The 26,154-nt window shown below is 60.4% G+C and carries 30 protein-coding genes, 1 tRNA gene and 2 pseudogenes; 21 read left to right on the forward strand and 12 right to left on the reverse strand.

All coding sequences use genetic code 11. The features are described 5' to 3' along the window. Nucleotides 1-19: 19 nt before the first annotated feature. From thrS to J0663_RS20455, 4 genes are all read right to left on the reverse strand, one after another. Nucleotides 20-2,026: a threonine--tRNA ligase gene (gene thrS, locus J0663_RS20440; protein ID WP_207242179.1), complete on the reverse strand. Its 2,007-nt coding sequence runs from the start codon at nt 2,024-2,026 to the stop codon at nt 20-22. Between the two features lie 123 nt (nt 2,027-2,149). After that, complete coding sequence (locus tag J0663_RS20445) at nt 2,150-2,677, reverse strand: DUF1697 domain-containing protein (RefSeq protein WP_207242180.1); 528 nt, start codon at nt 2,675-2,677, stop codon at nt 2,150-2,152. A 46-nt stretch (nt 2,678-2,723) separates the two neighbouring features. Beyond that, complete coding sequence (gene yidD, locus J0663_RS20450) at nt 2,724-3,128, reverse strand: membrane protein insertion efficiency factor YidD (protein ID WP_207242181.1); 405 nt, start codon at nt 3,126-3,128, stop codon at nt 2,724-2,726. 5 nt (nt 3,129-3,133) lie between these two features. After that, nucleotides 3,134-3,580, reverse strand: coding sequence for an iron-sulfur cluster assembly scaffold protein (locus tag J0663_RS20455; protein ID WP_207242182.1), 447 nt, complete (start codon nt 3,578-3,580; stop codon nt 3,134-3,136). 311 nt (nt 3,581-3,891) lie between these two features. On the opposite strand from J0663_RS20455, the gene folE reads away from it, so the two are divergent. From folE to J0663_RS20470, 3 genes are all read left to right on the forward strand, one after another. Beyond that, complete coding sequence (gene folE / locus J0663_RS20460) at nt 3,892-4,506, forward strand: GTP cyclohydrolase I FolE (protein ID WP_011425463.1); 615 nt, start codon at nt 3,892-3,894, stop codon at nt 4,504-4,506. Between the two features lie 25 nt (nt 4,507-4,531). Next, entirely contained in the window at nt 4,532-4,984 is a 453-nt protein-coding gene (gene hisI / locus J0663_RS20465; protein ID WP_207242183.1) for a phosphoribosyl-AMP cyclohydrolase, read from the forward strand. Nucleotides 4,985-5,098: 114 nt separating this feature from the next. Next, nucleotides 5,099-6,061 (forward strand): patatin-like phospholipase family protein, encoded by a 963-nt coding sequence (locus J0663_RS20470; RefSeq protein ID WP_207242184.1) that lies wholly within the window; start codon nt 5,099-5,101, stop codon nt 6,059-6,061. A 61-nt stretch (nt 6,062-6,122) separates the two neighbouring features. On the opposite strand, the gene J0663_RS20475 is transcribed toward J0663_RS20470, so the two are convergent. Then, complete coding sequence (locus J0663_RS20475) at nt 6,123-6,557, reverse strand: CBS domain-containing protein (protein WP_207242185.1); 435 nt, start codon at nt 6,555-6,557, stop codon at nt 6,123-6,125. Between the two features lie 93 nt (nt 6,558-6,650). Then, on the reverse strand, nt 6,651-7,439 hold the full coding sequence (locus J0663_RS20480) for a rhomboid family intramembrane serine protease (protein ID WP_207242186.1): 789 nt from the start codon (nt 7,437-7,439) through the stop codon (nt 6,651-6,653). 260 nt (nt 7,440-7,699) lie between these two features. On the opposite strand from J0663_RS20480, the gene J0663_RS20485 reads away from it, so the two are divergent. The 7 genes and pseudogenes from J0663_RS20485 to J0663_RS20510 all read left to right on the forward strand — a co-directional run bounded on the left by J0663_RS20485 (nt 7,700) and on the right by J0663_RS20510 (nt 13,603). Then, entirely contained in the window at nt 7,700-8,344 is a 645-nt protein-coding gene (locus J0663_RS20485) for a PAS domain-containing protein (protein WP_207242187.1), read from the forward strand. A 124-nt stretch (nt 8,345-8,468) separates the two neighbouring features. Next, nucleotides 8,469-9,080: a PilZ domain-containing protein gene (locus J0663_RS20490; protein ID WP_207242188.1), complete on the forward strand. Its 612-nt coding sequence runs from the start codon at nt 8,469-8,471 to the stop codon at nt 9,078-9,080. 338 nt (nt 9,081-9,418) lie between these two features. Next, nucleotides 9,419-9,538: pseudogene (locus J0663_RS31325) on the forward strand (prolyl aminopeptidase); the annotation flags it as partial. 375 nt (nt 9,539-9,913) lie between these two features. Beyond that, nucleotides 9,914-10,519, forward strand: a complete 606-nt coding sequence (locus J0663_RS20495; protein ID WP_207242189.1) for a transglutaminase-like cysteine peptidase — start codon at nt 9,914-9,916, stop codon at nt 10,517-10,519. A 213-nt stretch (nt 10,520-10,732) separates the two neighbouring features. Beyond that, nucleotides 10,733-11,518 (forward strand): hypothetical protein, encoded by a 786-nt coding sequence (locus J0663_RS20500; RefSeq protein ID WP_207242190.1) that lies wholly within the window; start codon nt 10,733-10,735, stop codon nt 11,516-11,518. Nucleotides 11,519-11,636: 118 nt separating this feature from the next. Beyond that, a complete protein-coding gene (locus J0663_RS20505) occupies nt 11,637-13,214 on the forward strand; it encodes a D-alanyl-D-alanine carboxypeptidase (protein ID WP_207242191.1) in 1,578 nt (525 codons plus the stop codon). Nucleotides 13,215-13,327: 113 nt separating this feature from the next. Continuing rightward, nucleotides 13,328-13,603 (forward strand): hypothetical protein, encoded by a 276-nt coding sequence (locus J0663_RS20510; protein WP_207242192.1) that lies wholly within the window; start codon nt 13,328-13,330, stop codon nt 13,601-13,603. A gap of 45 nt (nt 13,604-13,648) precedes the next feature. Here J0663_RS20510 and J0663_RS20515 read toward each other — a convergent pair whose 3' ends face one another. Together J0663_RS20515 and J0663_RS20520 are read right to left on the reverse strand one after the other, a co-directional pair. Next, complete coding sequence (locus J0663_RS20515) at nt 13,649-14,086, reverse strand: DUF1489 family protein (protein WP_207242193.1); 438 nt, start codon at nt 14,084-14,086, stop codon at nt 13,649-13,651. 60 nt (nt 14,087-14,146) lie between these two features. After that, the gene (locus tag J0663_RS20520) at nt 14,147-15,550 is read right to left on the reverse strand and encodes an L-serine ammonia-lyase (RefSeq protein WP_207242194.1); all 1,404 of its coding nucleotides are present in this window, start codon (nt 15,548-15,550) and stop codon (nt 14,147-14,149) included. Nucleotides 15,551-15,794: 244 nt separating this feature from the next. Here J0663_RS20520 and J0663_RS20525 point away from each other — a divergent pair, with 244 nt between their 5' ends. Together J0663_RS20525 and J0663_RS20530 are read left to right on the forward strand one after the other, a co-directional pair. Then, nucleotides 15,795-16,559, forward strand: a complete 765-nt coding sequence (locus J0663_RS20525; RefSeq protein ID WP_207242195.1) for a DUF599 domain-containing protein — start codon at nt 15,795-15,797, stop codon at nt 16,557-16,559. After that, the gene (locus tag J0663_RS20530) at nt 16,559-17,548 is read left to right on the forward strand and encodes a heparan-alpha-glucosaminide N-acetyltransferase (protein ID WP_207242196.1); all 990 of its coding nucleotides are present in this window, start codon (nt 16,559-16,561) and stop codon (nt 17,546-17,548) included. The genes J0663_RS20525 and J0663_RS20530 overlap by 1 nt, the downstream gene beginning before the upstream one ends. A 26-nt stretch (nt 17,549-17,574) precedes the next feature. Here the strand turns inward: J0663_RS20530 and J0663_RS20535 are convergent, their stop codons facing one another. Continuing rightward, a complete protein-coding gene (locus tag J0663_RS20535) occupies nt 17,575-17,967 on the reverse strand; it encodes a MerR family transcriptional regulator (RefSeq protein ID WP_011425479.1) in 393 nt (130 codons plus the stop codon). Nucleotides 17,968-18,032: 65 nt separating this feature from the next. Continuing rightward, nucleotides 18,033-19,445, reverse strand: a complete 1,413-nt coding sequence (gene mgtE / locus J0663_RS20540) for a magnesium transporter (RefSeq protein WP_207242197.1) — start codon at nt 19,443-19,445, stop codon at nt 18,033-18,035. Between the two features lie 240 nt (nt 19,446-19,685). On the opposite strand from mgtE, the gene J0663_RS20545 reads away from it, so the two are divergent. The 3 genes from J0663_RS20545 to J0663_RS20555 all read left to right on the forward strand — a co-directional run bounded on the left by J0663_RS20545 (nt 19,686) and on the right by J0663_RS20555 (nt 21,429). Next, nucleotides 19,686-20,180: a peptide deformylase gene (locus J0663_RS20545; protein WP_207242198.1), complete on the forward strand. Its 495-nt coding sequence runs from the start codon at nt 19,686-19,688 to the stop codon at nt 20,178-20,180. A gap of 70 nt (nt 20,181-20,250) precedes the next feature. Beyond that, entirely contained in the window at nt 20,251-20,763 is a 513-nt protein-coding gene (locus J0663_RS20550; RefSeq protein WP_207242199.1) for a BON domain-containing protein, read from the forward strand. Between the two features lie 300 nt (nt 20,764-21,063). Further along, nucleotides 21,064-21,429: a hypothetical protein gene (locus J0663_RS20555; protein WP_207242200.1), complete on the forward strand. Its 366-nt coding sequence runs from the start codon at nt 21,064-21,066 to the stop codon at nt 21,427-21,429. Nucleotides 21,430-21,488: 59 nt separating this feature from the next. Here the strand turns inward: J0663_RS20555 and J0663_RS20560 are convergent, their stop codons facing one another. Continuing rightward, nucleotides 21,489-22,133 carry a methyltransferase family protein gene (locus tag J0663_RS20560; protein WP_207242201.1) on the reverse strand — a complete coding sequence of 215 codons (645 nt, stop codon included), beginning with the start codon at nt 22,131-22,133 and terminating at the stop codon, nt 21,489-21,491. A 128-nt stretch (nt 22,134-22,261) separates the two neighbouring features. Here J0663_RS20560 and J0663_RS31330 point away from each other — a divergent pair. From J0663_RS31330 to J0663_RS20585, 6 genes and pseudogenes are all read left to right on the forward strand, one after another. Then, nucleotides 22,262-22,426 (forward strand): annotated as a pseudogene (locus J0663_RS31330) (CopG family transcriptional regulator); the annotation flags it as partial. Between the two features lie 537 nt (nt 22,427-22,963). Next, on the forward strand, nt 22,964-23,305 hold the full coding sequence (locus J0663_RS20565) for an NIPSNAP family protein (protein ID WP_207242202.1): 342 nt from the start codon (nt 22,964-22,966) through the stop codon (nt 23,303-23,305). 119 nt (nt 23,306-23,424) lie between these two features. Next, nucleotides 23,425-23,778: a hypothetical protein gene (locus J0663_RS20570; protein WP_207242203.1), complete on the forward strand. Its 354-nt coding sequence runs from the start codon at nt 23,425-23,427 to the stop codon at nt 23,776-23,778. A gap of 256 nt (nt 23,779-24,034) precedes the next feature. Continuing rightward, nucleotides 24,035-24,322 carry a hypothetical protein gene (locus tag J0663_RS20575; protein ID WP_207242204.1) on the forward strand — a complete coding sequence of 96 codons (288 nt, stop codon included), beginning with the start codon at nt 24,035-24,037 and terminating at the stop codon, nt 24,320-24,322. A 367-nt stretch (nt 24,323-24,689) separates the two neighbouring features. Then, on the forward strand, nt 24,690-25,238 hold the full coding sequence (locus J0663_RS20580) for a DUF1643 domain-containing protein (protein ID WP_207242205.1): 549 nt from the start codon (nt 24,690-24,692) through the stop codon (nt 25,236-25,238). Further along, a complete protein-coding gene (locus J0663_RS20585; RefSeq protein ID WP_311043605.1) occupies nt 25,225-25,539 on the forward strand; it encodes an HNH endonuclease in 315 nt (104 codons plus the stop codon). Before J0663_RS20580 ends, J0663_RS20585 begins: the two co-directional genes overlap by 14 nt. Before the next feature lie 343 nt (nt 25,540-25,882). Here the strand turns inward: J0663_RS20585 and J0663_RS20590 are convergent. Beyond that, a tRNA-Leu gene (locus J0663_RS20590) sits at nt 25,883-25,967 on the reverse strand. Between the last annotated feature and the right edge of the window lie 187 nt (nt 25,968-26,154).

Raw genomic sequence — 26,154 nt, forward strand, 5'->3', positions numbered from 1 at the left:
TGTCGGATCCAGGCGGATTTCAGGCCGCCCTGGCTTTCTTTGCTTCGGCCTTGCGACGCACGTCCGGCGGTGTCGCCTCGAGGGCCAGGCTCTCGACCGCAGCGTCGAGTCCCATCGACACCTGGTCCTGGCTGCCGAGGCGGCGGATGTTGACCGTGCGTTCCTCGGCCTCCTTCCTGCCGCAGACGATGATCACGGGCACCTTGGTGACCGAATGTTCGCGGATCTTGTAGTTGATCTTCTCGTTGCGGAAGTCGGTCTCGACGTTGAGACCGGCCTCGCGTAGCGCCTCGGCCACTTCAAGCCCGTAGGCATCGGCTTCCGACGTGATCGTTGCGACCACCACCTGCAGCGGCGATACCCAGAGCGGCATATGGCCGGCGAAGTTCTCGATCAGGATGCCGAGGAAGCGCTCCATCGAGCCGCAGATGGCGCGGTGAATCATCACCGGCTGCGTCTTTTCGGAGTTGCTGTCGATATAGAAGGCGCCGAAGCGTTCCGGCAGGTTGAAGTCGACCTGCGTCGTGCCGCACTGCCATTCGCGGCCGATCGCATCCTTCAGCGTATATTCGAACTTCGGACCGTAGAAAGCGCCCTCGCCCGGCAGGATGCCGGTCTTGATGCGGCCCTCGGACTGCGCCTCGATCGTCTTCAGCACGTCGGTCATGACGGCTTCGGCACGATCCCAGAGCGCGTCGGAACCGACGCGTTTTTCCGGGCGGGTGGAAAGCTTGACGACGATTTCCTTGAAGCCGAAGTCTTCGTAGACCGAGAGGATCAGATCGTTGATCTTCAGGCATTCGGCGGCCATCTGCTCGTCGGTGCAGAAGATATGCGCGTCGTCCTGCGTGAAACCGCGCACGCGCATCAAGCCGTGCAGCGCACCCGAAGGCTCGTAGCGATGCACCAGGCCGAATTCGGCCAGGCGGATCGGCAGCTCGCGATAGGACTTCAGGCCGTGCTTGAAGATCTGCACATGGCCGGGGCAGTTCATCGGCTTCAGCGCGAAGACGCGATTATCCGCTTCCTTGTCGTCGGGATGCGTCATCGCATGCGCCGATTTCACGGCGAACATGTTTTCCTGATACCAGCCCCAGTGCCCCGAGGTCTCCCAGAGCGCAGTGTCGAGCACCTGCGGTGCGTTGACTTCCTGATAGTCGGCGGCAAGACGGCGGCGCATATAGGCGACGAGCGTCTGGAAGATGCGCCAGCCCTTGCCGTGCCAGAAGACGACGCCCGGGCCTTCTTCCTGGAAATGGAACAGGTCCATTTCGCGGCCGAGCTTGCGATGATCGCGCTTTTCGGCTTCCGCCAGCACGTGCAGGTAATTGTCGAGATCGGCCTGGTCAGCCCATGCCGTGCCATAGATGCGCGACAGCATGGCATTGTTGCTGTCGCCGCGCCAATAGGCGCCGGCGACTTTCATCAGCTTGAAGGCGGTGCCGACCTGACCGGTGGAGGCCATATGCGGGCCGCGGCAGAGGTCGAACCAGTCGCCCTGATGATAGATCTTCAGGTCCTGCCCTGCCGGGATCGCGTCGACGAGCTCGACCTTGTACTGCTCGCCCTTGGCGGCAAAGACTTCCCTGGCCTTCTCGCGCGACCAGACCTGCTTGGTGAAGGGCGCGTTGCGGGCAATGATTTCCCGCATCTTCTTTTCGATCTTCGGCAGATCGTCGGGCGTGAAGGGCTCGTTCTTGGCGAAGTCGTAGTAAAAGCCGTTTTCGATTACCGGCCCGATCGTCACCTGAGTGCCGGGCCAGAGTTCCTGCACGGCCTCGGCCATCACATGCGCAGCGTCATGCCGGATGAGCTCCAGCGCGCGCGGGTCCTTGCGCGTCACAATCTCGATCTTGCCGTCGGTGACGGCATCGGACAGGTCCTGCACGGCGCCGTCAAGCGCAATGGCGACGGCGCTCTTGGCGAGCGACTTGGAAATGGATTCGGCGACATCCTTGCCCGTTGCGCCGGCCGGGAAGCTGCGCACGGAACCATCAGGAAATGTCAGGGAAACAGATTGGGACATCGAAATTCTCCTTGTCCAGTCCCGCCAACGAATGCGGGTGGTTGCAACGACAGCGCCTCCATTGCCTGGATACGCTGGCCGCCTGATACCCAGATTTCGCCCGAGAGTAAAGAAGGAGCCGGCCTACATGATCATCTGAGCGAGGCCGCAGACCGTGTTCCAGTTGCGCATCGTACCGATGCCTATCCGCTTGGTCGTCAGCGCCGAAAGCAGTTTCGACTGGCTCGGTTTGCCGGCGAAATCGATCCAGAGATCGCCGCCGACGATGGCGATGCGTTGCCCTTCCGTCATCAGCGGCTTCAATGCCTCCACCTTCTGCGGGTCGACCGGCAGGCGCATCACCCGGACGATTACCTGATCACCGCTGCCGTCCCTGAAGGGATTGGTGCTGCAAAGCGCCATCCAGGTGCAGTCGCTGCGCACGATGATATCGACATGTTTGCCGAACTTCTGTTCGAAGCCCTCTTCCAGCGCGACCTCGAGTTCATGCGGGCGCAGTTCGTCAGCTTCGAAAACGAGATTGCCTGTTGAAACCAGCGTGCGCGGTTCGCGATAGCCGAGCTCTGTCGCAAGCGCGCGCAAGTCTTCCATGATCACCCGGCGGTCGGGCGTGAGGACGATGCTGTGCAGGAGGGCAATAAAGGTGCTCATGGCCGCCAGAAGTCCTCTCCTCCATCGCTTGATATCGTCATCGCACTTACGCTCTCTTGCGTCCGAGGGATACATAGCGCCACGGTGCCCACCAGCGGAAGCCGTCGCCGAGCATTTCCGGAACCGGGTCGAGGCCGCTGGTTCCGCCCGGGCCGCAGCGACCGACGCGAAACAGCGTCATCCAGCCGCCGGCCCAGAGACCGTGGCGGGCGATCGACTCGTAACCATATTCGGAGCAGGTCGGGATATGGCGGCAGGAATTGCCGACAAAGCCGGACAACGTCAACTGATAGAGGCGGATTAGCCCCATGCCGAACAGGCGGTCAGGGGTCTTGCGGAACGGCCCGGAATAGTTGCGGGAGTAGGATGCGGTCTTTTCGCGCCGCGGGCTGGATGCGGCCGCGCCGCCGTCATCCTCATCGTCAGCCTGCCGGACGCAGAACTCGCACATGTCAGTTACGCCTCGACAACTTCCGCCCGTTTCGCCTCGATCTGCCCGAGCGCATCGACGACCGCGTCGAAGGTCAGCATCGTCGAAGCGTGACGGGCCTTGTAATCCCGCACGGGCAACAGGTAACGCATGTCCTCGAACCGTCCGGTGGGCCCGGCCCCGTCCGCCTTCAGCATGGCGAGCATGTCGAGGCGCGCCTGCCGCAATTCACCCGACGTGGCGCCAATGACATGGCGGGCCATGATCGAGGACGAGGCCTGACCGAGTGCACAGGCCTTCACGTCATGGGAAAAAGCCGTGACGATATCGCCATCCATCTTCAGCCAGATCCGAACCTTGGAGCCGCAAAGCTTGGAATGCGCCTGGGCGGTAGCATCGGCATCATCAAGCGTGCCCGTCAACGGAATATTGCCGGCGAATTCGAGGATTTTGCTGTTGTAGATGTCGTCCATGCTGGATTTCCGCTCCAAAATCGCTGCGGATCGGCCTCCCTAAGGGCTGTTATTGTTATTGAAACAAAAAACACACCGTGTCGCCCGAGGATACTTACATACAATGGCCGTCTTCCTATATGTATGTCGTTCGAAGGCCATGAAAATGCAATGGCCTTATGTAAGTTTGATTGGGAAACCGTGCCGGACGGGCGTTTGAATTTGCCCTGAAAGCCCCGGAGCCTGCCAAAGGTGCATGAATTCCCGCATGGGACTGACCAGTGGCAATTCCGACAGATGGGCCCGCGATGCGGGCCAGGAGACCATTGATCATGGACGCCATCGTAAAGAACTTTCCGCAGCCGAACCGTGACTCGGACCGCCCCTCCCAGCAGGAGGCGGAGGAAGCCGTTCGCGTTCTGCTGCGCTGGGCCGGTGACGATCCGACGCGCGAAGGCCTTATCGAAACGCCGGCCCGTGTCGCCAAGGCTTACCGCGAGCTTTTTGCCGGCTACGACATGGCGCCGGAAGACGTGCTTGGCCGCACCTTCGAAGAAGTCGCCGGCTACGATGACATGGTCCTCGTCAAGGACATTCCGTTCTACTCGCATTGCGAACACCATATGGTGCCGATCATCGGCAAGGCGCATGTCGCTTACATGCCTGATGGTCGCGTGCTCGGCCTGTCGAAGATTGCCCGCGTCGTCGAGATCTACGGCCGCCGGCTGCAGACGCAGGAAACGATGACCGCGCAGATCGCCCGGGCCATCGACGATACGCTCAATCCGCGAGGCGTCGCCGTGATGATCGAGGCCGAACATATGTGCATGGCGATGCGTGGCGTTCAGAAGCAGGGTTCGACCACGTTGACGACCACGTTTACGGGAACGTTCAAGACCGAACCGGCCGATCAGGCCCGTTTCATGAGCATGGTGCGGAGCCGCTGATACCGGCTCCCTCAGGAGGGCCGCGATGAACCAACTGATCTTCAATCAACCATCCGAGGACAAGTCGGCGTTGGAAGACGCCGGCGATTTCACGCCGCGTTTCGACGACCGCGGCCTGATCACGGCGATCGTCACCGACGCCCGCGATGACGAACTGCTGATGGTGGCGCATATGAATGCCCAGGCCTTGGCGCTGACCATCCAGACGGGCACGGCCCATTATTTCAGCCGGTCGCGTGGCAAGATCTGGAAGAAGGGCGAAACCTCGGGCAACCTTCAGACGGTGAAGGAAATTCGCACGGATTGCGATCAGGACGCCATCTGGCTGAAGGTCGAAGTCGCCGGCCATGACGCCACCTGTCACACCGGCCGCCGTTCCTGCTTCTACCGGACGGTCACGCTGCGCGACGGAAAGCCAATGCTCGATATCGTCGACGACGAGCGGCATTTCGATCCGCAGGACGTCTACGGAAAATAGACCGAACGTCCCGGCTTTTGCCCCTTATTGTGCCAGAAACCGGTTCTATATACCATTTGACAACTGATCACACACTATCGTGACATACGTGTTCTGCTGGGAGGGGAGAGCGCAATGCTGAACTGGAGTCTGCACCGTCAAAGCGCTGAAGGCGAAGGTTCCGGTTCCGGCATGTCGACCATACTCGAGACAATCCCTTCGCCCGCGCCTGTCAAGAGAATCAAGATCGCGCTCGCACTTGGCGGCGGAGCGGCCCGCGGCTGGGCCCATATCGGCGTATTGCGCGCCCTTGACGAGGCCGGGATCGAGATCGGCATGATTGCCGGCACATCGATCGGCGCGCTGGTCGGCGGCTGCTATCTCGCCGGCAAACTCGATGAACTCGAAAGCTTCGCGCGCTCGCTGACCATGCGCCGCATCGCGAGCCTGCTCGATCTGACCATCGGCGGCAGCGGCCTGTTCGGCGGCATGCGGCTGACCAAGCGCATGCAGGAGCATCTCGAAGGCCTGAATGTCGAGGATCTGGACCGGCCGTTCGTCGCGGTTGCGGCCGAGGTCAATACCGGTCACGAAGTCTGGATCGCCAATGGTTCGTTGATCACGGCGCTGCGCGCTTCTTATGCCCTGCCCGGCATCTTCGAGCCGGTCCGCAGCAATCACCGCACGCTGGTCGACGGCGCGCTGGTCAATCCGGTTCCCGTTTCCGTCTGCCGCGCCTATGAGCAGCCGCTGGTCGTCGCCGTCAATCTCAATTACGACCTCTATGGCCGCTCGGCCGTCGTCCGGCACAATGCCAGCCTCTCGCCGCAGGAAGTGCAGAAACAGGAAGAGGCCCCCTATGCTCGCCTCGGCATGACCGGCGTCATGGTGCAAGCCTTCAACATCATCCAGGACAGGATCGCCCGCGCCCGCCTTGCCGGCGATCCGCCTGACATTTCGCTGCAGCCGCGCCTCAGCTATATCGGTCTTTCTGAATTTCATCGGGCCGGTGAGGCGATCGAGCGCGGCTACGAGGAGGCGAGAGCCCGGCTCCCCGAGATCAAGCGCATGCAGGAAGTCTACGCCAGCCCTGCGTGAGCGCCGTCCCGCAACAAGCTCTGGGGCGACGACGGCGTCGTTTGAACAAACAGGCGATATCTCAGCCGGCGATATAGGCCTTGATGTCCTCGGCCTCGCGCTCGACTTCGGCGATCCGCGATTTCACCACGTCGCCGATCGAGATGATGCCGGCAAGCTTGCCGTTGCTTTCCACCGGAACGTGGCGGAAGCGGCGGCTGGTCATCAGTTCCATCAGCTCGTTGACGGTCGTCTCCTCATGGCAGCGGTAGACCTTGGCGGTCATGACCTGGGCGAGCGACTGGTCGAGGCCTTCCTTGCCGTGTTTGGCGATGGCATGCACGAGATCGCGCTCGGTGAACATGCCGGAAATCCGATTCTCCATACCGACGACGACAATGGCGCCGATCTTCTTCTTGCTGAGGATAACGGCTGCCTCGGCAACGGTGGTGTTCGGCCCGGCGGTAACGACGTCCCTGCCCTTCAGGTCGAGGATTGCTTTGACTGAACTGGTCATTCGAACCTCCTATATCGAAACTGCGACACGTGTCACAGGCACCCGCGGCGGTTTCCCCCCAATCACGGATCGTTCGATGGTGCACTGCCCGGCTCAGGATTGCAACATATCCTTCTCGGTTACGGTCGGTTCCGCAGGTGGCCGCGGCGCCTGGTCGAACAGCGAAAACAAAAAGAAGCCGAAGACGAAGCCGCCGATATGCGCATCCCAGGCGATCTCTTGATCGCTGTCGCCGACAAGCGGGATGCCGACGGCGATCAGCGCGTTGCCGACCAGCCAGAGCAGCATGAAGATGACGACGGTCCGGCTCTTCAGCGCGTCGATGATCGAAAGCCGTGCGTTGAGATGCGCCACCGCCATCGGTCGCCGCTCGGCCGGAAAGGCGAATCGGCACGCTGCCCCCATTAGCCCGGAAATGACGCCGGACGCGCCGATCAGCAGCGACACATCTCCCCAGTTGAGGATCGCGTGCAGGGCGGCGGAGGCGGCTGCAGAGAAGATCCAGAAGAACAGGAACAGCAACGTCCCGATGCGGCGCACGACTGGTGCGCCGAAGGCCATCAGCCAGAAGGCGTTGAAGACGATATGCTGGACGCTGCCGTGCAGCAGCGAATAGGTGACGGGCGTCCAGAACAGCTCCAGCCCCTGCTGCGACAGCGGAATCACGTAGCGGGCGGGGACAAAACCAAAGGTGAACAGCAGCCAGCTCACCGCATCGTCGGTGAGCACGAGGGCCTGCACAGCGTAGATGACGATGAGCAGACAAAGGCTGAAGAACAGTGCCGGTGGAAGGTTGAAGACCGGTACGCGCGGCGGCCGTGCCGGCGGCTGGACCTCGGAAGGTTCGGGCGCCTTGTCTGGCTCGGCAGTCTGCTCGTTCATCTCTATCGCCTCGTTGAGGCCTCAGCCATACAGGAGCGCCTGTCAAAAAAAAAGCCGCCCGTAGTGCCGGACGGCGTAGCCCGTATTCCCGGAAAGACCCCGGACGGGCAGGTTGTGCAGAACTCCGAAAGTCGAAGCGATGGCGAGACAGTGTCACGGCAGACGCCGCGCCTCAACCGAAACCCTTTCTTAACCTTAACGGCCCGGATTTGGCATGAAATCCGCAGGGTAGGAACTGTACGGGCAATGACTGCCCGAAAATGATCCGGAATGGGACAGGCTGGTGTGAAATGCGTGTGCAAACGACCATCGAAATTTTTGACTATTGGAACCGTATCCGCGGCGCTGCCGACGCGCCGCTGAAATCACAGGTCGAACCTTCTGCCGTTCCCCATCTTCTGCAAAGTCTCTTCATCCTGGAGGCCCGCGGGGTTGGAGACATCGGCTTCCGGCTCGCCGGCACCCGCATCTGCGATTTCTTTGGGCGTGACCTGCGCGGTGAACGTTTTTCATCCCTCTGGGCGCATGGCCAGCACGCGGATATCGAACGCACGGCGATGGGCGTGATGGACCATGCCTTGCCGGCCCTGTTCAACGCCACCGGCTACAGCACCGTCGGTCATCAGGCCACCTTCGAGATCATCATGATGCCGCTGCGCTCGTCCGACGGCGCCTGCGACCGGCTGCTCGGCGCGATCGCCCCGACGGCGGCTGCGAGCTGGCTGGAGATCGTGCCGCTGGAATTCCTGGCGCTCGACCGCAGCCGTCTGCTGCCGGAAAAATTCGGCAAGGCCGCGCCGGCTGATCAGCGCCCGATCAACGAGATCGTTGCGGGAAAAACCATCGGCTTCGGCCAGGTCATGCGCCGCATGGTGTCACAGCTGCTGAGTGCCGAGGCGCGCTGAGCGTCCCGTTTCAGGCCAAGGCGCATACTCGTTTTCGGCTATGTTGCATTCGGGCGAAACAACCTTCTGTTAATGGATTGGGGGTAAAGATTGGTCTCTCCGATTTTCATGAAGAAGCCTTTTGATGCACTCGTTCCAGCCAGCTCAGACGCAACGACCTGCGCCGCGCCCTGAACAAGGCGTTTTCCAGCGCGTGCCGATCAATATGCAGGGCCGGCTGATGCTTGCGAATTACGAGGAATTCGAATGCATGGTGATCGACATGTCGCCCGGCGATATGTACGTCACCTGCTCCGGCCGGCCGCGTGCCAATGAACGCGTTGTCGCCTACATCGACCACCTCGGGCGCGTCGAAGGTTATGTCCAGACGCTCGACGGCCGCGGCTTCACCATGTCGATCAATGCCACCGAGCGCAAACGCGAGAAACTCGCCGCCCAGCTCACCTGGCTTGCCAATAAGCACGAGCTCGGCCTGCCGGAAGATCGTCGCCACGACCGCCTGACGCCGCGTGACGTGAAGACCGAGCTCACGCTGGAGGACGGCACACGGTATACCTGCCGCATCATGGATCTTTCGCTGTCGGGTGCCGCGATCGACGTCGAGATGCGTCCCTCGATCGGCACGGCAGTGCGCCTCGGAAACATGCGCGGCCGAGTCGTGCGTCACTTCGTCGAAGGTGTGGCGATCGAATTCCTGTCGATCCAGTCGCGCGAAACGCTGCGGGAATTCCTCTGACAGCCTGAAATATCGCGCTGCCTTTGCCGCAACCATCGTGCGCGTCAATTCGTATCGACCGCTTCGAAAGCGTTTGCGCAGGCTACGCGCACCGGGTCAGGTCGTGTTGAAATCCCTGTCCCCACGGCAAGCAATCCGCAAGCGGCAATGAATCCGGCTTTGGAAAGCTGGCGCGAAATCCTGTCGCAAGTGGTTCCAACCAGTAGATACGCACTCTTATGAGTGGAACAACCTGCGACACGGAAGCAGGTCGCGCAGAATTGGGTGACGATCCTTCGCCCGCAAGTTCCCGCCGGTCGTCCGTCTTCCCTTCGCTATGGATATGATGGATAAGGTCCGCCTGGCCGCAAAGTGAACTCAGGATACTACCGCGCGCCGCCTATTCCACCGGACATCCCGACATGAGCGCGGCGATCGTCGCCGCTACCGACCAATTTCGCGAATTTCCTCAAAAATAATTTTGCCGGTGAAGTCGATGAGGCCTGCGATTCTCCAGTCGCGGACCGGGCGATTCGTACCTTTCCGCCTCTCCTACCCCGCGCACCACACGCCATCGCCCGGCGCCGACGCCCGACAGGCGTTTCTTCGGATCAGCGAAAATCCTTAACTGCCGGACGGCAACACAACCTGTTCGAGCGCCAAAGCCTTGCTGCGGAAATTACAATTTTAATCGACTTCAAGACAAATACGTCTCGAATTTTATGCGCATTCGAATCTGTTTTTAGCCAAGTTTTATCAGCATTTGATTCAACTAAGCCTTTAATTCTATTGCGTAATTTTGCGTGAGATAAAAACGTCTGTGTCATTGTCGCCTCAACTTAGGGGAGACGGCAATGACGACTGCGAATATCCTGAAGGGCGGCCTTCTGGCCGGTGCCATCATGATGGCGATGGCAGGCTCGGCACAGGCGACACCCGCCAGCATGGCACTGGCAGGCAATGCCAGCCCGCCGATCGGGCATTATGAATTCTGCAAGGCGAACCCGACCGAATGTGTCGAAGTCGGCGGCGACGCCGGCCCGGCCATTCTCACCGAGGACCGCTGGAAGGAAATTCTCAAGGTCAATTATACTGTCAATTCGACGATCCAGCCGGAGACCGATGAACAGATCTACGGCGTCGAGGAGCGCTGGGCCTATCCGACGACCGTCGGCGACTGCGAGGATTATGCCCTGCTGAAGCGCAAGATGCTGATCGAGGACGGTTTCTCGCCCTCGGACACGCTGATCACGGTCGTGCTGCAGCCGAACGGCGAAGGCCATGCCGTGCTGACGGTCCGCACCGATCACGGCGACTTCATTCTCGACAACATGCGCAACAAGGTGCTGCTGTGGTCGGACACCGAATACACCTATCTGAAACGCCAGTCCGCCAACGATCCGGCCCGCTGGTCGAAGCTTCAGGACGGCCGCGCTGTCGCAGTCGGCAGCGTCAAGTAAGCATGGCCGCCGGCCAAGCCGGCGCAGGCTTCGGCCCGGTCAGTCCCCGCATCCCGTCCCCGACCGGTGCCCAAGAGCCGTTCCCGCTGTCCCGGGAACGGCTCGCTTTATTCTGGGACAGAGGCGACGGCTTGCGAGCGGGAAATCTTAGCGAATTATTAACCCTGCCGGTCTGATCATCACGATGAGATTCATCATCGGCACCGGCGGCTCATGTTCTTCCTGCGGCGGACCGAAACGCGAAGAACCGCCATGAGCCACGCCGCGCAAAGCGCATCCGACGAGCAGCCGCTTCTTTCCATGGGTTTTCTCCTCCGCACGATGGTGGTGATATCAGTCCTGGCGGTCCTGACCGTCGCCATCAGCATTGGCGGCCGTTGGTTCGGCCGCCACATCTCCCTTGCCGGCAACACAGACAGCACGGCCGAAATCACCCTGACCATCGGCCGCGACACCGTGAAATTTCCCGAAAATGCCATCCGCTTCCCGAGCCAGAGGCATGACGGGGCCGCCGAGCGCATCGATCTCTACCTCGCCTGGCCTGCCATGCAGGGTTACAGCAAGGACACCCATCTGCAATTCGACGATATCGCCCGATCCTCCGGCCTGATCTTCCTGCAGATCGCCCAGAGCACCATGTCCCGCGATATGTCCGGTCGGCTGGAGCCGATTTATTCGCATCTGATCGAAGGAGCAGCCGAGCCCTTCCGGGACGGATTGACGCTGCATCGACTCCGCGCCGACGCCGGTTACGGTGACGAAGTGCTGCTGACGGCGCCTGTCGGGGGCGGGCCTGACTACGTCGTGCGCTGCATCTTGCCGTCAGCCCCGGACAAGGCCGCAAGCGGAGATTGCCAGCGTGACATCAAGGTCGGCAAGGATCTCAGCGTCCTCTATCGCTTCTCCAGCAGCCACCTCGACGATTGGGAACATATTGATGCCGCGATACGCACCTTTGTGGAGGCGCGCCTCGTGAACCGTTCTGCGACACGTCCTTAAAATGCCTCAGAACAACGAGTGAAACGATTCATCATAAACGGATTGGTAACGCTGAATCGGTAATTTCAAAAGACGAGCTGTGCGGCAGGGGGTGTGCGGTTCCTGCCCAATATCTGAAATGCAAGCGAAGAGTGGAATAGTGTCAAGGTCAGTCTCCTCCGTATCATCGTCCCGGTCCGGCAGCTTTTTCGCAAAGCTCCTGGCGATCCTTTCGGTGGCTCTCACGGTCGTCCTGGTTGATTCGGTCAATGCCGACGCGGAGGCGGCCAATCCAAAATATGCAGGCATCGTCGTCGACGCCAAGACCGGCAACGTTCTCTACAGCGAGAATGCCGATCGGCTGCAATATCCCGCCTCGCTTACCAAGATGATGACCCTCTACATGGTCTTCGAAGCATTGGAGAAGGGTCGCATCCGTCTCGACACGCCGGTTCCCTTCTCCGCTCATGCAGCGGCGCAGGCACCGACGAAACTTGGCGTGCGCGCCGGCGGCACGATTACGGTCGAACAGGGCATTCTCGGTCTCGTCACCCTGTCGGCCAACGACGCCTCGACCGCCCTTGGCGAACTGCTGGCCGGCAGCGAGGATCGTTTCGCCCAGCTGATGACTGCCAAGGCGCATGCTCTCGGCATGACGCGCACCACCTATCGCAACGCCAACGGCCTGCCGAACACCGCGCAGATGACGACGGCCCGCGACCAGGCCCGCCTCGGCATCGCTCTTCGCCAGCATTTCCCGCAATATTACGGTTATTTCTCAACCCGCGCCTTCAAGTTCGGCAACCGCACCATCCGCAGCCATAACCGGCTGGTCGGCTCTGTGCGCGGCGTCGACGGCATCAAGACCGGTTATACGCGCGCCGCCGGCTTCAATCTCGTGAGTTCGGTGCAAGTCGACGGCAAGTCGATCGTCAGCGTCGTGCTCGGCGGCACTTCCGGGTCGGCGCGCGATGCCCAGATGCGCAATCTGATCGCTACTTATCTGCCGAAGGCATCGAGCCGCGGCGGATCGTCAGCGCTGATGGCCCAGGCCGCCCCGGCCCCGGCGATCATCGAAACACCTGCCCCTGTTCTGCCTCAGAAGGCCCGGCAGCAGATCGCGACACAGCAGATGGCTCCGCAGCAGGTCGCCCAGCAAAAGGTTGCAAAGATGATCACCGCGGCGCAGCCTCCGGTTTCCGCCGCTGCCGCCGATCTGAGCCTGCCGCATAAGGGGCCTTTGCCGGACGCGCGCTATCAGGTGGCCGAGGCCGAAGTCGCCTATACGGAAACATCGGCGCCGAAGTCCGACAACCCGCTGGTTGCCCAAACCATGCCGGCGCCGACCAAGGTCAAGACCACGAGCTTCAAGCAGCAGGCTCCCGTCGCCGCACCTGCAGAACAGGATGGCGCCGCCGTCGATCACGTCACGACCGCTTCGACCAGTGCCACTTCGGCAAGTGCCGCGCCTGCGGGCTGGGTCGTACAGGTCGGCGTCTCGCCGAGCCGGCAGATGGCCATGGATCTCCTGGAGGGTGCCAAGACCAAGGGCGGCAAGGCGCTCGCCTCGGCAAAGCCCTTCGCCGTCGCCTATGGCACGGGCAATGAACAAGTCTATCGCGCTCGCTTCGGTGGCTTCGACGATCAGCGCGATGCGGTCAACGCCTGCAAGGCCTTGAAGAAGGCCGGGATCAAGTGCTGGGCGGCCGCACAATGAGGTATTCGATGCTGCTTGCGACTTTGCTGGCGGCATTCGTAACGGCTGGAATCGGTGTTTGCGTTTCCGGCCACCATTCTTGAACTCGATCAGTAATGCGTACGGTGAAAACAATGGCGATCAATGAGAATGTTCCGGGAATGCCAGGCGAGCGCCGCATCGGGGCCAAGGGACGTTCACCCTTGCATCCACTGCACGAAGCGGCTCTGCGGCTTGCCGAGCTCGGCCTGCAACGGCCGCGAGCCAAGTCCGCCAAGACCCGGGATCTCATCAATCTGCTGCTCTGCCATGGCGCCCGCGCCTGGCGCTATTCCCAGCCGGAAGCCCGCATTCATCTGCATGTAACGTCGCCGGACGGCAGCGCGCCGGTGCAACTGCGTCTGCGCTGAATTCCGGATGCCGTCATCCGGAACTGGTGTTTTGGGCGATTGAAATTAGAGCAGGCCGAGCTCTGTAAGCTCGCGGCGCAGGTCCGCGGGCATTTCGGCAATCCCGGCGCCCAGGCTCGTCAGATCGGGCGGCACGTCATCCTGCGTATAATAGCGCCAGCCCTGGAAGGGCCGCTTCGGCTGGACCGCGGTTTCGATCACCTCGGGGCCGAGCATCAGGCGGCAGCGCGAAATCCCTTCATCGTCGGTGAAGGTCTCGATGTCGAGCAGCCTCTGTCGCGCCTGCACCTGCCCCTTGATCACCCAGTAAAGCGAGCCGCCGTCAAGTAGCTCCTCCATGCGTTTGGGCACCATGCGGGTCGTGTGCACCGAATGCGGCTCAAGCCCGGCGGCAATGGCGCGCAGCGAGCGCTCCGCCACCCATTCGCGCAAATCCTCGATAGAGTCGGCGCCGACGCAGAGTTTGATGAGATGCAATGCCATGCCGCCGTTGAAATCCTTTTGGCAGCGGGCGTCAAGTGCGAAGCGAAAGCGTCCACACGCTCAGCATTCGACGACATTGACGGCCAGGCCGCCAGTCGAGGTTTCCTTGTATTTCTCGCTCATGTCGTGGCCGGTCTGGCGCATCGTCTCGATACAGGCGTCAAGCGGCACGAAATGCTGGCCGTCGCCCTTGACGGCAAGCGATGCCGCCGTGACGGCCTTGACCGCGCCAAGCGCATTGCGCTCGATACAGGGAACCTGCACCAGGCCGGCGACCGGGTCGCAGGTCATGCCGAGGTGATGTTCGAGAGCGATCTCGGCGGCGTTTTCGATCTGCTCCGGCGTGCCGCCCATCACGGCCGCCAGGCCAGCAGCCGCCATCGCCGCGGCCGAGCCGACCTCGCCCTGACAGCCGACCTCGGCGCCTGAGATGGAGGCATTGTGCTTGATGATGCCGCCGATGGCCGCGGCCGTCAGCAGGTAATCGCGGATGCCGTTCTGGTCCCAGTCCTCGTGGAAATGCTCGTAATAGCGGATGGTTGCCGGAATGACGCCGGCCGCGCCGTTGGTCGGCGCGGTGACGACGCGCCCGCCGGCTGCATTCTCCTCGTTGACGGCCATCGCATAGACGCTGAGCCAATCATTGGCGAGCAGCGGATTGACGCGATTGCTGCGCCATTCCTCCTGCAGCTTGTCGTGGATACGGCGGGCGCGGCGCTTGACATTGAGGCCGCCGGGCATGACGCCCTCGACCTTGAGGCCCCGCTCGATGCAGGAGCGCATCGCATCCCAGATTCGATCGAGCCCTTGATCGAGCTCCTCGCGCGAGCGCTGGCTCTCCTCGTTCGCCCGCTTCATCTGCGCGATCGAAAGCCCGGAGCGCTCCGCCATCTCGAGCATCTGCTTGGCGGTCGCGAAGGGATAGGGCACGCGCTGGCCGCCCGTGGTATTCTTCTTCGCCCGCATCTGCTCCAGCTCGGTGTCGGTGACGACGAAGCCGCCGCCGACCGAATAATAGATGCGCTTGAGGAGCAGGCGGCCGTCCCTGTCATAAGCGGAAAAGATCATGCCGTTGGCGTGGCCGGGCAACGGCTGTTTCTTGTCAAAGATCAGGTCGGTCTTCGGCTGGAACTGGTAGGTCGGATGGCCTGCCGGTGTGATTCGGCCGCTGCGCTCCACCGTATCGATGATGCCGTCCATCTTGTCGGGATCGACGCTATCGGGCGCCTCGCCCATCAGCCCGAGAATGACAGCCCTGCCGGTGCCATGGCCGATCCCGGTATGGGCAAGCGAGCCATGCAGGCTGACCTTGATCGCGACGACCTGAGCACCCGATGACGGGCGCGGCCATTCGTTCGACAGAACGAGGTCGAGAAAACGATTGGCGGCCGACATCGGACCCATCGTGTGCGAGCTCGACGGTCCGACACCGATCTTGAACACGTCGAATACCGATAGAAACATGGATGCGCCTTCTGAACACTGGAATCCAAATTTAAACGCCGCCGGTTTCCGATCCAAGCGGCGAACCGACATCGCATGGAGTCGGTGCGACATTTCACACTAACGCAGCGCCTTGAAAATCGGAATCGCTTTTCAAAGCGATATATCGCGTAGCGCTCTAATCTCAGCGGCTCCGCCAACCGGTCATTGCAGCATCGCAGCGCATATGTAAGGTGGCCGCATTCACGCGGAGGCTGAATCATTGATGACGACGGCGGATTATATCGCTCTGGCCTTTTTTGCCTGTGTCTGGGCGGGTTATTCCTGGCTGCTGAAAGGCCGCACCTTCTTCGGCCGCACCAGTCTGACCCATGCGATGACCGAACGGCGACGGGAATGGATCTACAATTCGCTGCGGCGTGACCTGAAGATGATCGACACGCAGATCATGGCTGGCCTGCAGAACGGCACGGCGTTTTTTGCCTCCACCTCCATTTTCGCGATCGGCAGCTGCTTCGCCTTGCTCGGCGCGACGGAGAAAGTCGATGCCATCTTTGCCGATCTGCCCTTCGCGCTCCATGGCGGCCATGCCGCTTTCGAGATGAAGGTCGGCGGGCTGGCGACGCTTTTCGGCTATGCCTTCTTCAAGTTCGGCTGGGCTTATCGGCTGTTCAACTATTGCACCATTCTTTTCGGTTCCATTCCAATGATGCGGGACACCGAGAGCGACGTTATCGCCGCTGAGCGGGCGGCGGAACGCGTCATCCGCATGAATGTCATCGCAGGCAGCAATTTCAACGAGGGTCTCAGGGCGATATTCCTGTCGATCGGCTATCTCGGCTGGTTCATCAATCCTTATGTCTTCATGCTGACGACCGCGGTCGTCATCTTTGTGCTGACACGGCGGCAATTCTTTTCGGAGGCGCGGCTGGCGATCATGGATGCAAGCCCGCCATCAAATCTTCACCTTTCTGCTCTTCGCCGCGACACGCCGTCGAACGACGGAGATCAATCGACCGGGGGACTTTGATGACGATGCCGGTAGTGCAAGCCGATGCGGCGGCAAGACCGCCGCGCATCGGTCTATTGGACACGGCGCGCGGCCTCGCGCTGATCGCCATGGCGAGCTATCACTTCACCTGGGATATGGAGTTCATGGACTATCTCGCGCCGGGCACGGCCGAGATCGGCTGGCTGAAGATCTATGCCCGCGCGATCGCCACGACTTTTCTCTTCATCGTCGGCATCAGCCTGGTGCTCTCCAGCACCCCCACGATTCGCTGGCCGTCCTTCTGGAAGCGCTTCGGCATGATTGCCGCAGCCGCCGCAGTCATTTCGATCGCCACCCGTATCGCTATGCCGGATACGTGGATCTATTTCGGTATCCTGCATTGCATCGCGGTGCTCACGCTAATCGGCGTCATTTTTGTCCGATTGCCGCTCGCCTTGACGCTCCTTGTCACAGCCGCGCTTCTTGCCGCCTGGATTCTCGATAATTTCGGGCCACCGAGCCTGCTCCGCTCATCCTTCTTCGATCCAAGATATCTCGCCTGGATCGGCCTTGCTGAAATGCCGCAACGCTCCAATGATTACGCACCGCTGTTTCCCTGGGCAACGCCGTTCTTTGTCGGGCTGAGTGTCGCCTCGATCGCCGTCAGAACCAAGTTGCCACATCGGCTTGCCGCTATCGGCACAGGCTCCTGGTGGCCGGCCCGGCTCGGCCGCCATAGCCTTGCCTTCTACCTCATCCACCAGCCGGTGCTGATCGCGATCGCTTATGGACTTTCCCTCGTCGTCCCTCCGCAGCAGCCGGATCCGGTCGAAACTTACCTAAGGCAATGCAACGCCGCTTGCGTCAAGCAGCAAGGCGAGCCCCTCTGCCGCGGCTTCTGCCAGTGCACGCTCGACAGACTGCAGGCCCAGGATCTGCTCACGCCGCTGCAAGCAGGCAAGATCAATCTGGAGAACAACGACCAGGTCCAGACGATCGCCGGCGAATGCAGCGCCGAGGCGCAATAAGGACCCGCAACCGTCTGCGGCAATTCTCAGGTGGTGACGCCGATTTCGGCAAGACGGCCGAGGCAGGCCTCCTCGATATTGTCGAGTTCCGTCAGGGTGTCGTCTATGTCCTTGCGCTTCTGGCGCAGGTCCTCACGCTTCTCGTCGACGCGTTTCATCAGCAGCTTCAACTGGCCGAGCTCGCCCGGCGGCTCCTTATAGACCTGGATGATCTCGCGGATCTCCGCGATGGTGAAGCCGATCCGCCGCCCGCGCAGGATTTCTCCGATGAGCCGCCGGTCAGCTGGCCGGAAGAGACGGGTGCGCCCTCGCCGCTCCGGATGGATCAGTCCCTCGTCTTCGTAGAAGCGGAGCGTGCGCGTCGAGACTCCGAATTCGCGCGTCAGCTCCGTTATGCTATAATATTTGTTCACCGGCATGTGTTCCCCGTCGTCGAACCGGCAATAATATTGACTTTTACGTAATAGTCAATTTCGGCGAGCCGTCAGATCCCGAACCACCACGTGGCAATGCCGAGAAAGGCAAAGAAGCCGGTGCAATCGGTTACCGTCGTCACGAACACCGACGAGGCGATCGCCGGATCCGCTCCCATCTTGTCGAGCAGCAGCGGCAGCAGGATGCCGGCAAGGGCGGCCGCCATCAGATTGATGATCATCGCCGCTGCGATCACTCCGCCGAGCTGGTAGTCGTCAAACCAGATGCCGGCAACCGCGCCCATGATCGTCGCAAACACGGCGCCGTTGAGGACGCCGACACCGGCTTCCCTGCGAATGATGCGCCCGGCATTGTAGATGTCGAGGTCGCGGGTGGCGAGCGCCCGTACGGTCACCGTCATCGTCTGCGTGCCGGCATTACCCCCCATCGAGGCGACGATCGGCATCAGCACCGCGAGCGCGATCATTTTCTCGATCGAGGCGTCGAACAGGCCTATGACGCTGGCCGACAGCATCGCCGTGCCGAGATTGATCAAAAGCCAGAGGAAACGCGAGCGCGCCGTCGAGATCACATTGTCCGACAGTTCTTCGTCGCCGACGCCGCCGAGGCGCTTGATATCCTCATCCGCCTCTTCGTGGATGACATCGACGACGTCGTCGATGGTGAGCACGCCGACCAGGCGGCCGTTTTCGTCGACGACGGCGGCCGAAAGAAGGTCGTATTGCTCGAAGAGCTGGGCGGCCTCTTCCTGGTCCATCTCGGCCGGAACCGGATGGTTGGTCTCACGCATGATCTGTTCGATCTTCGTCTGCCGCTTGGTGCGCAGGATCTGGTCGAGATCGACGGCGCCGAGCAGCTTGAAGGTCGGATCGATGACGAAGATCTGCGAGAAGGAATAGGGCAGATCCTCCTCGTCGCGCATGTAGTCGATCGTCTGGCCCACAGTCCAGAACGGCGGCACGGCGACAAACTCGGTCTGCATGCGGCGCCCGGCCGAGCTTTCCGGATAATCGAGCGCCCGGCGCAGCCTCACCCGCTCGGTGAACGGCAGTTGGGCGAGGATTTCTTCCCGGTCCTCCTTGTCGAGGTCTTCGAGAATGTAGACGGCATCGTCCGAATCGAGTTCGCCGATCGCCGCGGCGATCTGCTCGTTCGGCATTTGATCGACGATTTCGCGGCGGATCGCTTCGTCGACCTCGGTGAGCGCCGTCATGTCGAAATCTTCGCCGAGCAGGCGCACCAGCGCCAGGCGCTGATCCGGCTGGATCGATTCCAGCAGATCGCCTATCTCGGATTCATGCAGGCGGGCAACGTTCCCGCGCAGGAACAGCGTATCGCGATCGGCGATCGCAGCGCCGACGAGCGCCAGGAAGTCGCCGCGGACATTGCCATCCTCGTCGTAAATATCCGCATCCTCGTCATCGCGCCGGCGAATGCGGTCTTCCGTGTCGGTCGTCGTCATCTGCCGCCCTCGCACCTGGTTCGAATTTCAACGACTGCCACGCCGCATTTGGAAATGTCGGTGGAAAACACATTGTCAACAAGCGGATAAGCGAATCCCGCGCGGGCTCCCGCAGTCGGAATTCTTGGCCCCTGCTAACTCAAAGCATCCTTGTCGTAAAGCGCCAAACCATGCTTCGTGATGACAATGCCTGCGGCCGGCGATAGTTTCCCCGTCGCTCAAAGACAGGAAGCCCGTTTCATGCCCATCCGTCCGATCCTCCGCTACCCGCATCCGGGCCTGAAGACCGTCTGCGCGCCGGTGACGGCCTTCGATGCGTCGCTGGCCGCGCTTGCCGACGACCTGCTGGCGACGATGCGTGCAGCCCCCGGCGTCGGCATCACCGCCGCCCATATCGGCGTCTTCCTTCGGCTGACGGTACTGGAGCTCGACAGGGCCGACGGTGTACGTCTCTATGTCAATCCGCAGATTACCTGGCGGTCGCAGGAGACAATGAACCATGCCGAGGGCAGCGTCTCCATGCCCGGCGCGACCGACGAGGTTACACGGCCGCGGTCGATCCGCTTTCGCTATCAGGATGTCGCGGGCATCATGCACGAGGAAGCGGCCGAAGGTTTTCTCGCCATCTGCATCCAGCATGAGGTCGACCAGCTCGACGGCATCTTCTGGCTGCAGCGGCTTTCCCGGCTGAAGCGCGACCGCCTCGTCAAGAAATGGGAGAAGACGCAGGGCTAACAAATCGCTGTCGCGCCGAACCATTCGCTCCTGTCGGCGTTTTCCCGCAGAGAAACAAGGAGCGACTATTATGGCAAGGATCGGTGACAAGACCCCGATTTCACGCGCGGCCCCCGAGCTTTCCCGTGAAGAAGATTATCGCGATCTCGAGGAGCGCAATCTCGACGACGGCTGGCCCTATGCTGACGGCACGGCTGCCGGCGCCCCGGCAAACCGCCCCTATGGCGAGACTGCGGCCAATTTCGACAGCGATCCCAACACAGGCTTCCGAATCGATGGCACAGATAAAGACGGCAATGAAAACCGCCTGAAGGATTCGCTGCGCGCCGGTGCGATCGACCGCGATGAAAGCGACGAGCTGGAGGCGCGGGTGAACGACGCGCTCGAAAACATTCCCGAGGTCGATATCAACAGCATCGAGGTTCACGCGGATGGTCACGTCATCACCCTCGAGGGGTCGGTGGAGACGATCGGCATTGCCCGCAAGGTCGAACTTGGGGCGCTTTCGGTCGACGGTGTCCACCACGTGCGCAACAATCTGCAGCTGACCGGCGTAGACGCTCATATCCCGAACGAAGACTGACGGAAAGAATACGATCATCAACAGGAGGCGGACTGCCGCCTCCCGTTTGGCCCTCCCCAACATTACCAAAAGTTAACAATTTCCGATTGTATGAGGAGGGGCGATTTATCCGCGTCCTTTGTTAGGCGGCTGCCGCAACGCAAACGTCATAATCATTGACAAGACTGTGATTCCATTTGAACAAAAGGTCGCAGGGCCCAGCGCTTTACGTTCACAAAATTGCCTGAATCGACGCGCGAAAATCTTCCGCCGGGGATGGCTTATGTTGTTGAATTCAACAACTGATTGAGGAGAAGCACCATGCGCATCAAATTTGCCCTCGCCGCATCCCTGTTTGCCGTCAGCCTTGCCGGCGCGGCATTCGCTCAGCCGACATATTCCGACGACTATACCAACGACAGCGACGGTTTCGCCCCGAGTGCGGTAGCCAAACCTGCCCCGGTCCACTACAGCAACCGCAAGGCTCCGGCCTATTCCAGCGACTATACCAATGACAGCGACGGGTTCGCCCCGTCGGCGATGGCGGCCCCCGCTGTCGACAAGACCGCGACTGCCAGCATCAAGCCCCTGCCCCCATGCCACAGCATGGTCGGCCCGAGCGGCTCCCATACCAAGGGTGCCGACAGTGGCGCTTCGCGCACCGAAGCCTGCCGTGCAACGCACTGATTGAACAACAACAAGGGGCCGGTAAATCGGCCCCTTTTCCATTCCGCTCTTGGCTGAACTCAGAACACGAATGGAACCAGCCGGTAACGCGTCTTAGTCATGAAGGCCGCATAGGCGGGATCCTCCTTGAGCAGGCGTTCTTCCGCCAGGAGGCGCAGACATTGCGCGGCAAGAGCCGTCGCATAAATGGCGAAATTCCAGAAGCTCGGATGGGCCAGGAAGAAACCGACATGCGTCAGCAGATAACCTGCATACATCGGATGGCGGACAAACCTGTAGGGTCCGCCGATCTTGACGCCGCGATTTGCCGGCACCAGGCCGAAGCTCCGCCGCAATACCAGCTTTGCCGATATTTGCAGCAGGAAACCGAGCGACATCGTCAGAAAGCAGAGCAAGAGCGGTGCGAGCGGCGCCGCCGCCGACGGCGTGACCAGCAGGGGGAAGAGCGTGCCGATCGCGGTGACCGTCCAGTCGAAGAGGCGCAGCGAGGCGTTGCGCGTCGGCCGGCGCGTGAGAATCAGAAAGGCCGCGGCTCCTTCCGAAATGAGCAGCAGACCATCAATGATCGCCCGATTGTCCTGCATCTGCGGCAGTACGCGCATGACTATCGCGACGAAAAGATAGCCGATGACCACCTTCTCGATAATGTCGAGAACGAAATACACATCGAGGAACGACCAGTTTGCCGCTTCTTTCTTTTCCATTATCTCCAGGGCTTCCACAGCTGTAACGTCGTCACATCTATATATTTTCTGAAGCTAATTAAGAATTAAGCCGTCGCCATCATTCTCGCAGGCAGAGCGATTCGAGCGCATCGGCGTAAAAATTGCGAATCGAAGAGGCCCTACGGAATGTCTCGAGCGAGCTGGTGCTGACGCGCGAGGACGCTATCAGGTATATCGTCCGGGAGTGGATGGAGAAGAACACCTATCTGCCGGTGCAAGAGCTGGACGAAGATGGCGAAGTTAATCGGGAAGCATATAACAGCCAGTTATAGCGGCCGCTGCCTTAATCGTTGGCTTTTACGCAGCTCCAGGTGTTGTAGGTCGCCTTCCGGATAGCTAGGGGGCGGAGTATATTCGCGTCGCCTTTTCGTCGGCTAGAAACCCGCATACTGCTTCTCGTGCATCGGCGGCAGTTGCGCTTTCTGGTACGCAGTTACGTCCTGCAATGATCTCATATCGGCCGGAGCTGATAACCGTTGCCTCCGGGTCATCGTGCCTAAGAGTGTATGCCATCATGTCGGAGGCAACTCGCATTTGGTCGAGAACCCCAACGACATATGCTTCGGCGGCCGCAGGGTTCGAACTACATTGGCAATGAGGCGTCGCATAAAATACCTTTCGCGAATCATTGGTTGACCCGAGTATGGTCATAAACCACCGCGTCGTCAGCTCCTCCCTCAGCCCTTGTATGAGGTCGCAGCTTCCCGTCATGCTGAATGGACTATTGATCACCTTAATGAATTTTATAAGCTGCCCCTCATTTCCGGTTTGAGGACGCTCCAAAGGGCATCCAGCATGAGGAGCATACGATGATCCACGAATTGCGCATCTATACATGTCTGCCGGAGAGGCTTCCGGCACTGCAGCAGCGTTTCGAGACCGCGACACTGGCGATCTGGGAACGCCTCGGCATCCGCTCACTCGGCTTCTGGACGACGATAATCGGCTCTTCCAGCAACGATCTGATCTATCTGCTCGAATGGCGGTCGCTGGCGGAGCGCGAGCAGAAATGGGCCGAATTCATCGCTGATCGTGAGTGGCAGGAAGCGAAGGCGAAGAGCGAGGCTGATGGGCCGATCGTCGCCAACATCACCAGTTCGCTGCTGAAGCCGACACGCTTCTACCGCGGCTTCTCCAAACCGTCGGAATAACGGTCACGGTCGGCCAAGCCCCCATGACCATGCCCGACGAAGACGCCGCCTGCCGGATCGCAGATATTTCGCGAGCCGCATGACTTGTCCGCACATTTCATCTCTGACAATTTGCGGGCATGGATATTGATTTAGATCGACCCGAAGCCATCAGAAGTCGCGTTAAACGGATCGTTGCACGCGATTTTGACTACTCCCATTTCGCCACTATCATCATGTGGTTGCGAGAGCGTGTGCCGAAAAATAGCACACTGCGTGAGCTTGGTGATTTTCTTGCCCATCCCTGTCGTGAACGTGGCCCAACGTCTGCTGCCGTAAACGACCTGCTGATGGATGTTTGGGATAAACTCGAAGGCCTCGATGCCAAAAAGCTTGCGCCCGCGGATTGGCTGATTGCGACAGTGGCTGCAGGATTTGTCAGGGAGCCGCTGATGTACGCTGCCGCTCCGAAACTAATTTCCTTCGAAGGCTAGGTCCCGACATCATTCGATGCAGTAAATTGCCATCGTCCTGCTCGTCCCGAAGCCTCTTATTACGACGCATGCCGAAGCTTCCCGTCAAGCGTCCAGGCCAGGTATTTCCAAATCAGGACAGAGGTTTGTATCAAAGAAATGATTGGCTGCGCATATCCATACCCTCACGCCTGGGCCGGATGTCCGTTCCAGCAGCAAATCGTGGATAAACACGATTTCGCTGCGGAGTGCCCAATGACAGCGGTAGATTGAAGCCATGACGAGCGAAGATCGAATTCAGCTATGGATTGCCCTCTGCATTGTCGGCCCCTTTTGCGCCTACTACTGGTATTGGTTCATCAGATCGATCATCTTCTACAGTAGAAACGGCTTCAATTTCACCGAAGATTTCGGGCCCGAGGCCTACTGGGCCGATCGCGGAGGTGATGATGATTGCGTGTTGATGAAGCCAAAAGAGAAGTTCTTTATCGCCGGACCTTCTTTCGTGGTGGTGACCTCTGTTATGTTGATTTTCATAGTTTTAGGCTTGGCGGGAACTATTTAGCCTTGCCCTTTCAAGTCAAAGACGGCCGCGTTATCCTGCACCTCGCGCAGCCCCTTATATGATCTGCCGGTGCATGAGCTGCACGAAGATGGCGATGTTGATGGGACCGCGTGATCTGCGGTTTCTTCGCGAGCGCGATTTCCTGCAGGTTATCGCAGGCGATGCGCAGAAGCGTTTCACCATCAGCCGTCGACTCCGTCAACTGCGAACCTGAAAAGGATTGCTGAAACACCGAGGATGGCAAGGAGGCTCCCGGCGCCGAACGATTCGCCTCTGACTGGTCTTGGCAGGAATACGACGCCAAGAAGCAGCAGGTGTTCGACACCCTGCGCGTTGCGCTTGGGCAAGCAACGGAGGACAGCGGCGAATGACCGATCTCCTCATGACACGGCGAGCAGTATTTTCAGACTGCGGCCTATACCGATACCTGCTCGAGCACGATTTCGGCGGTGACGGCCCCATCATCTCGCTCGGAATGGTCAACCCATCCTTTGCTGACGGCGAAAAAAACGACCATACCATGACGAAGGTCGACGGGTTCGCCATTCGCCTTAGGGCGAGGAAGGTCAAAGTCTGGAACCCATTCGCGCTCATCGCCAAGGACGTTCGCGAACTTCGCGACGCGCTAGATCCGGTAGGCCCGGAGAACGACGCCTATATCGCGCAAGCGATTCTTGGCGCAGACATCCACATCGTTGGATGGGGTCCGCTATCGAAGCTTCCGAAGCCCTTGCGCAACCGGTGGCGATCGGTGGTGGATGTTCTGTCCAATGCCGGGGCTAAGCCGATGTGCTGGGGAGCCGCCCAAGATGGTCAGCCTCGCCATCCCCTCATGCTTCCCTACGCAACGCCGCTCGTCCCCTGGCAGCCGCCGCACGCCCTCGAAAGGAACGGAGGCGCGAATGCGAACCGTTGAAGAGTGGATCGGCAAGACCGACGACGAGAAGGTGCCGCCTCGCGTCCGCCTTCGCGTGTTCGAAAAGTTCGGCGGCATCTGCCAGCTTTCCAGCCGGAAGATCATGCCGGGCGACGAGTGGGACATTGATCACATCAAGGCGATCTGGCGCGGCGGCGGACACCGGGAAAGCAATCTTCACCCGGCATTGCGCGAAAAGCACCGCGAGAAATCCGGCGATGAGCACCGAGCAGGCGAAGTGCGACAGGATCCGCAAGAAGCATCTCGGCATCTGGCCGCAATCGAAAGCCAAAATCCGTAGCGCTGGCTTTAGAAAAACGAGGGAAGCATGAGCCTGCCTCAGTCGTGCGAAGTGAAGCATGTGCGTGCCAGCGAACGCGCCATCTGGGTTGCTCTAAAGGCAATTCAAGCCTGCGGCCTGTCTGTGGACAAGCTGTAGATAACCGGTGGACAAATTGAGATCCGCTGCGGCGCGGTTGAGGGCAGTAGAGACGACCGGGATGATGGGGGCCTCGAAAAGTGGTGAGGCCCGAAGTGAAAGTTGATTATCCAGGGCTCCTCAAGGAGAAAGGGTGAATGTGTCCCATGCATGGGATTGATTTGGGACACTCTTCCCCAGAAGACAAGGCTTTGAGCCTTGTCAATGGTGCGGTCGAGAAGACTCGAACTTCCACGGGTTGCCCCACAGCGACCTCAACGCTGCGCGTCTACCAATTCCGCCACGACCGCATCGTGGTAGGTGCCGATTTGCGTCGGCGGGGCAGCATGTAGCAAAAGCATTTGGGGTGCACAAGGGCGATATGACAGTTTTTTTGAAAACCTGTCACGGCATTTGAATTGGCCGAAAAACGGGTCCATATAAGTCCCCTGCCGCCCCTGTTTCGTCCGGTATTTCGGGGGCAAGCGGCAAGGAAAG

It is taken from the genome of Rhizobium lentis (genome assembly GCF_017352135.1).
Classification (GTDB): domain Bacteria; phylum Pseudomonadota; class Alphaproteobacteria; order Rhizobiales; family Rhizobiaceae; genus Rhizobium; species Rhizobium lentis.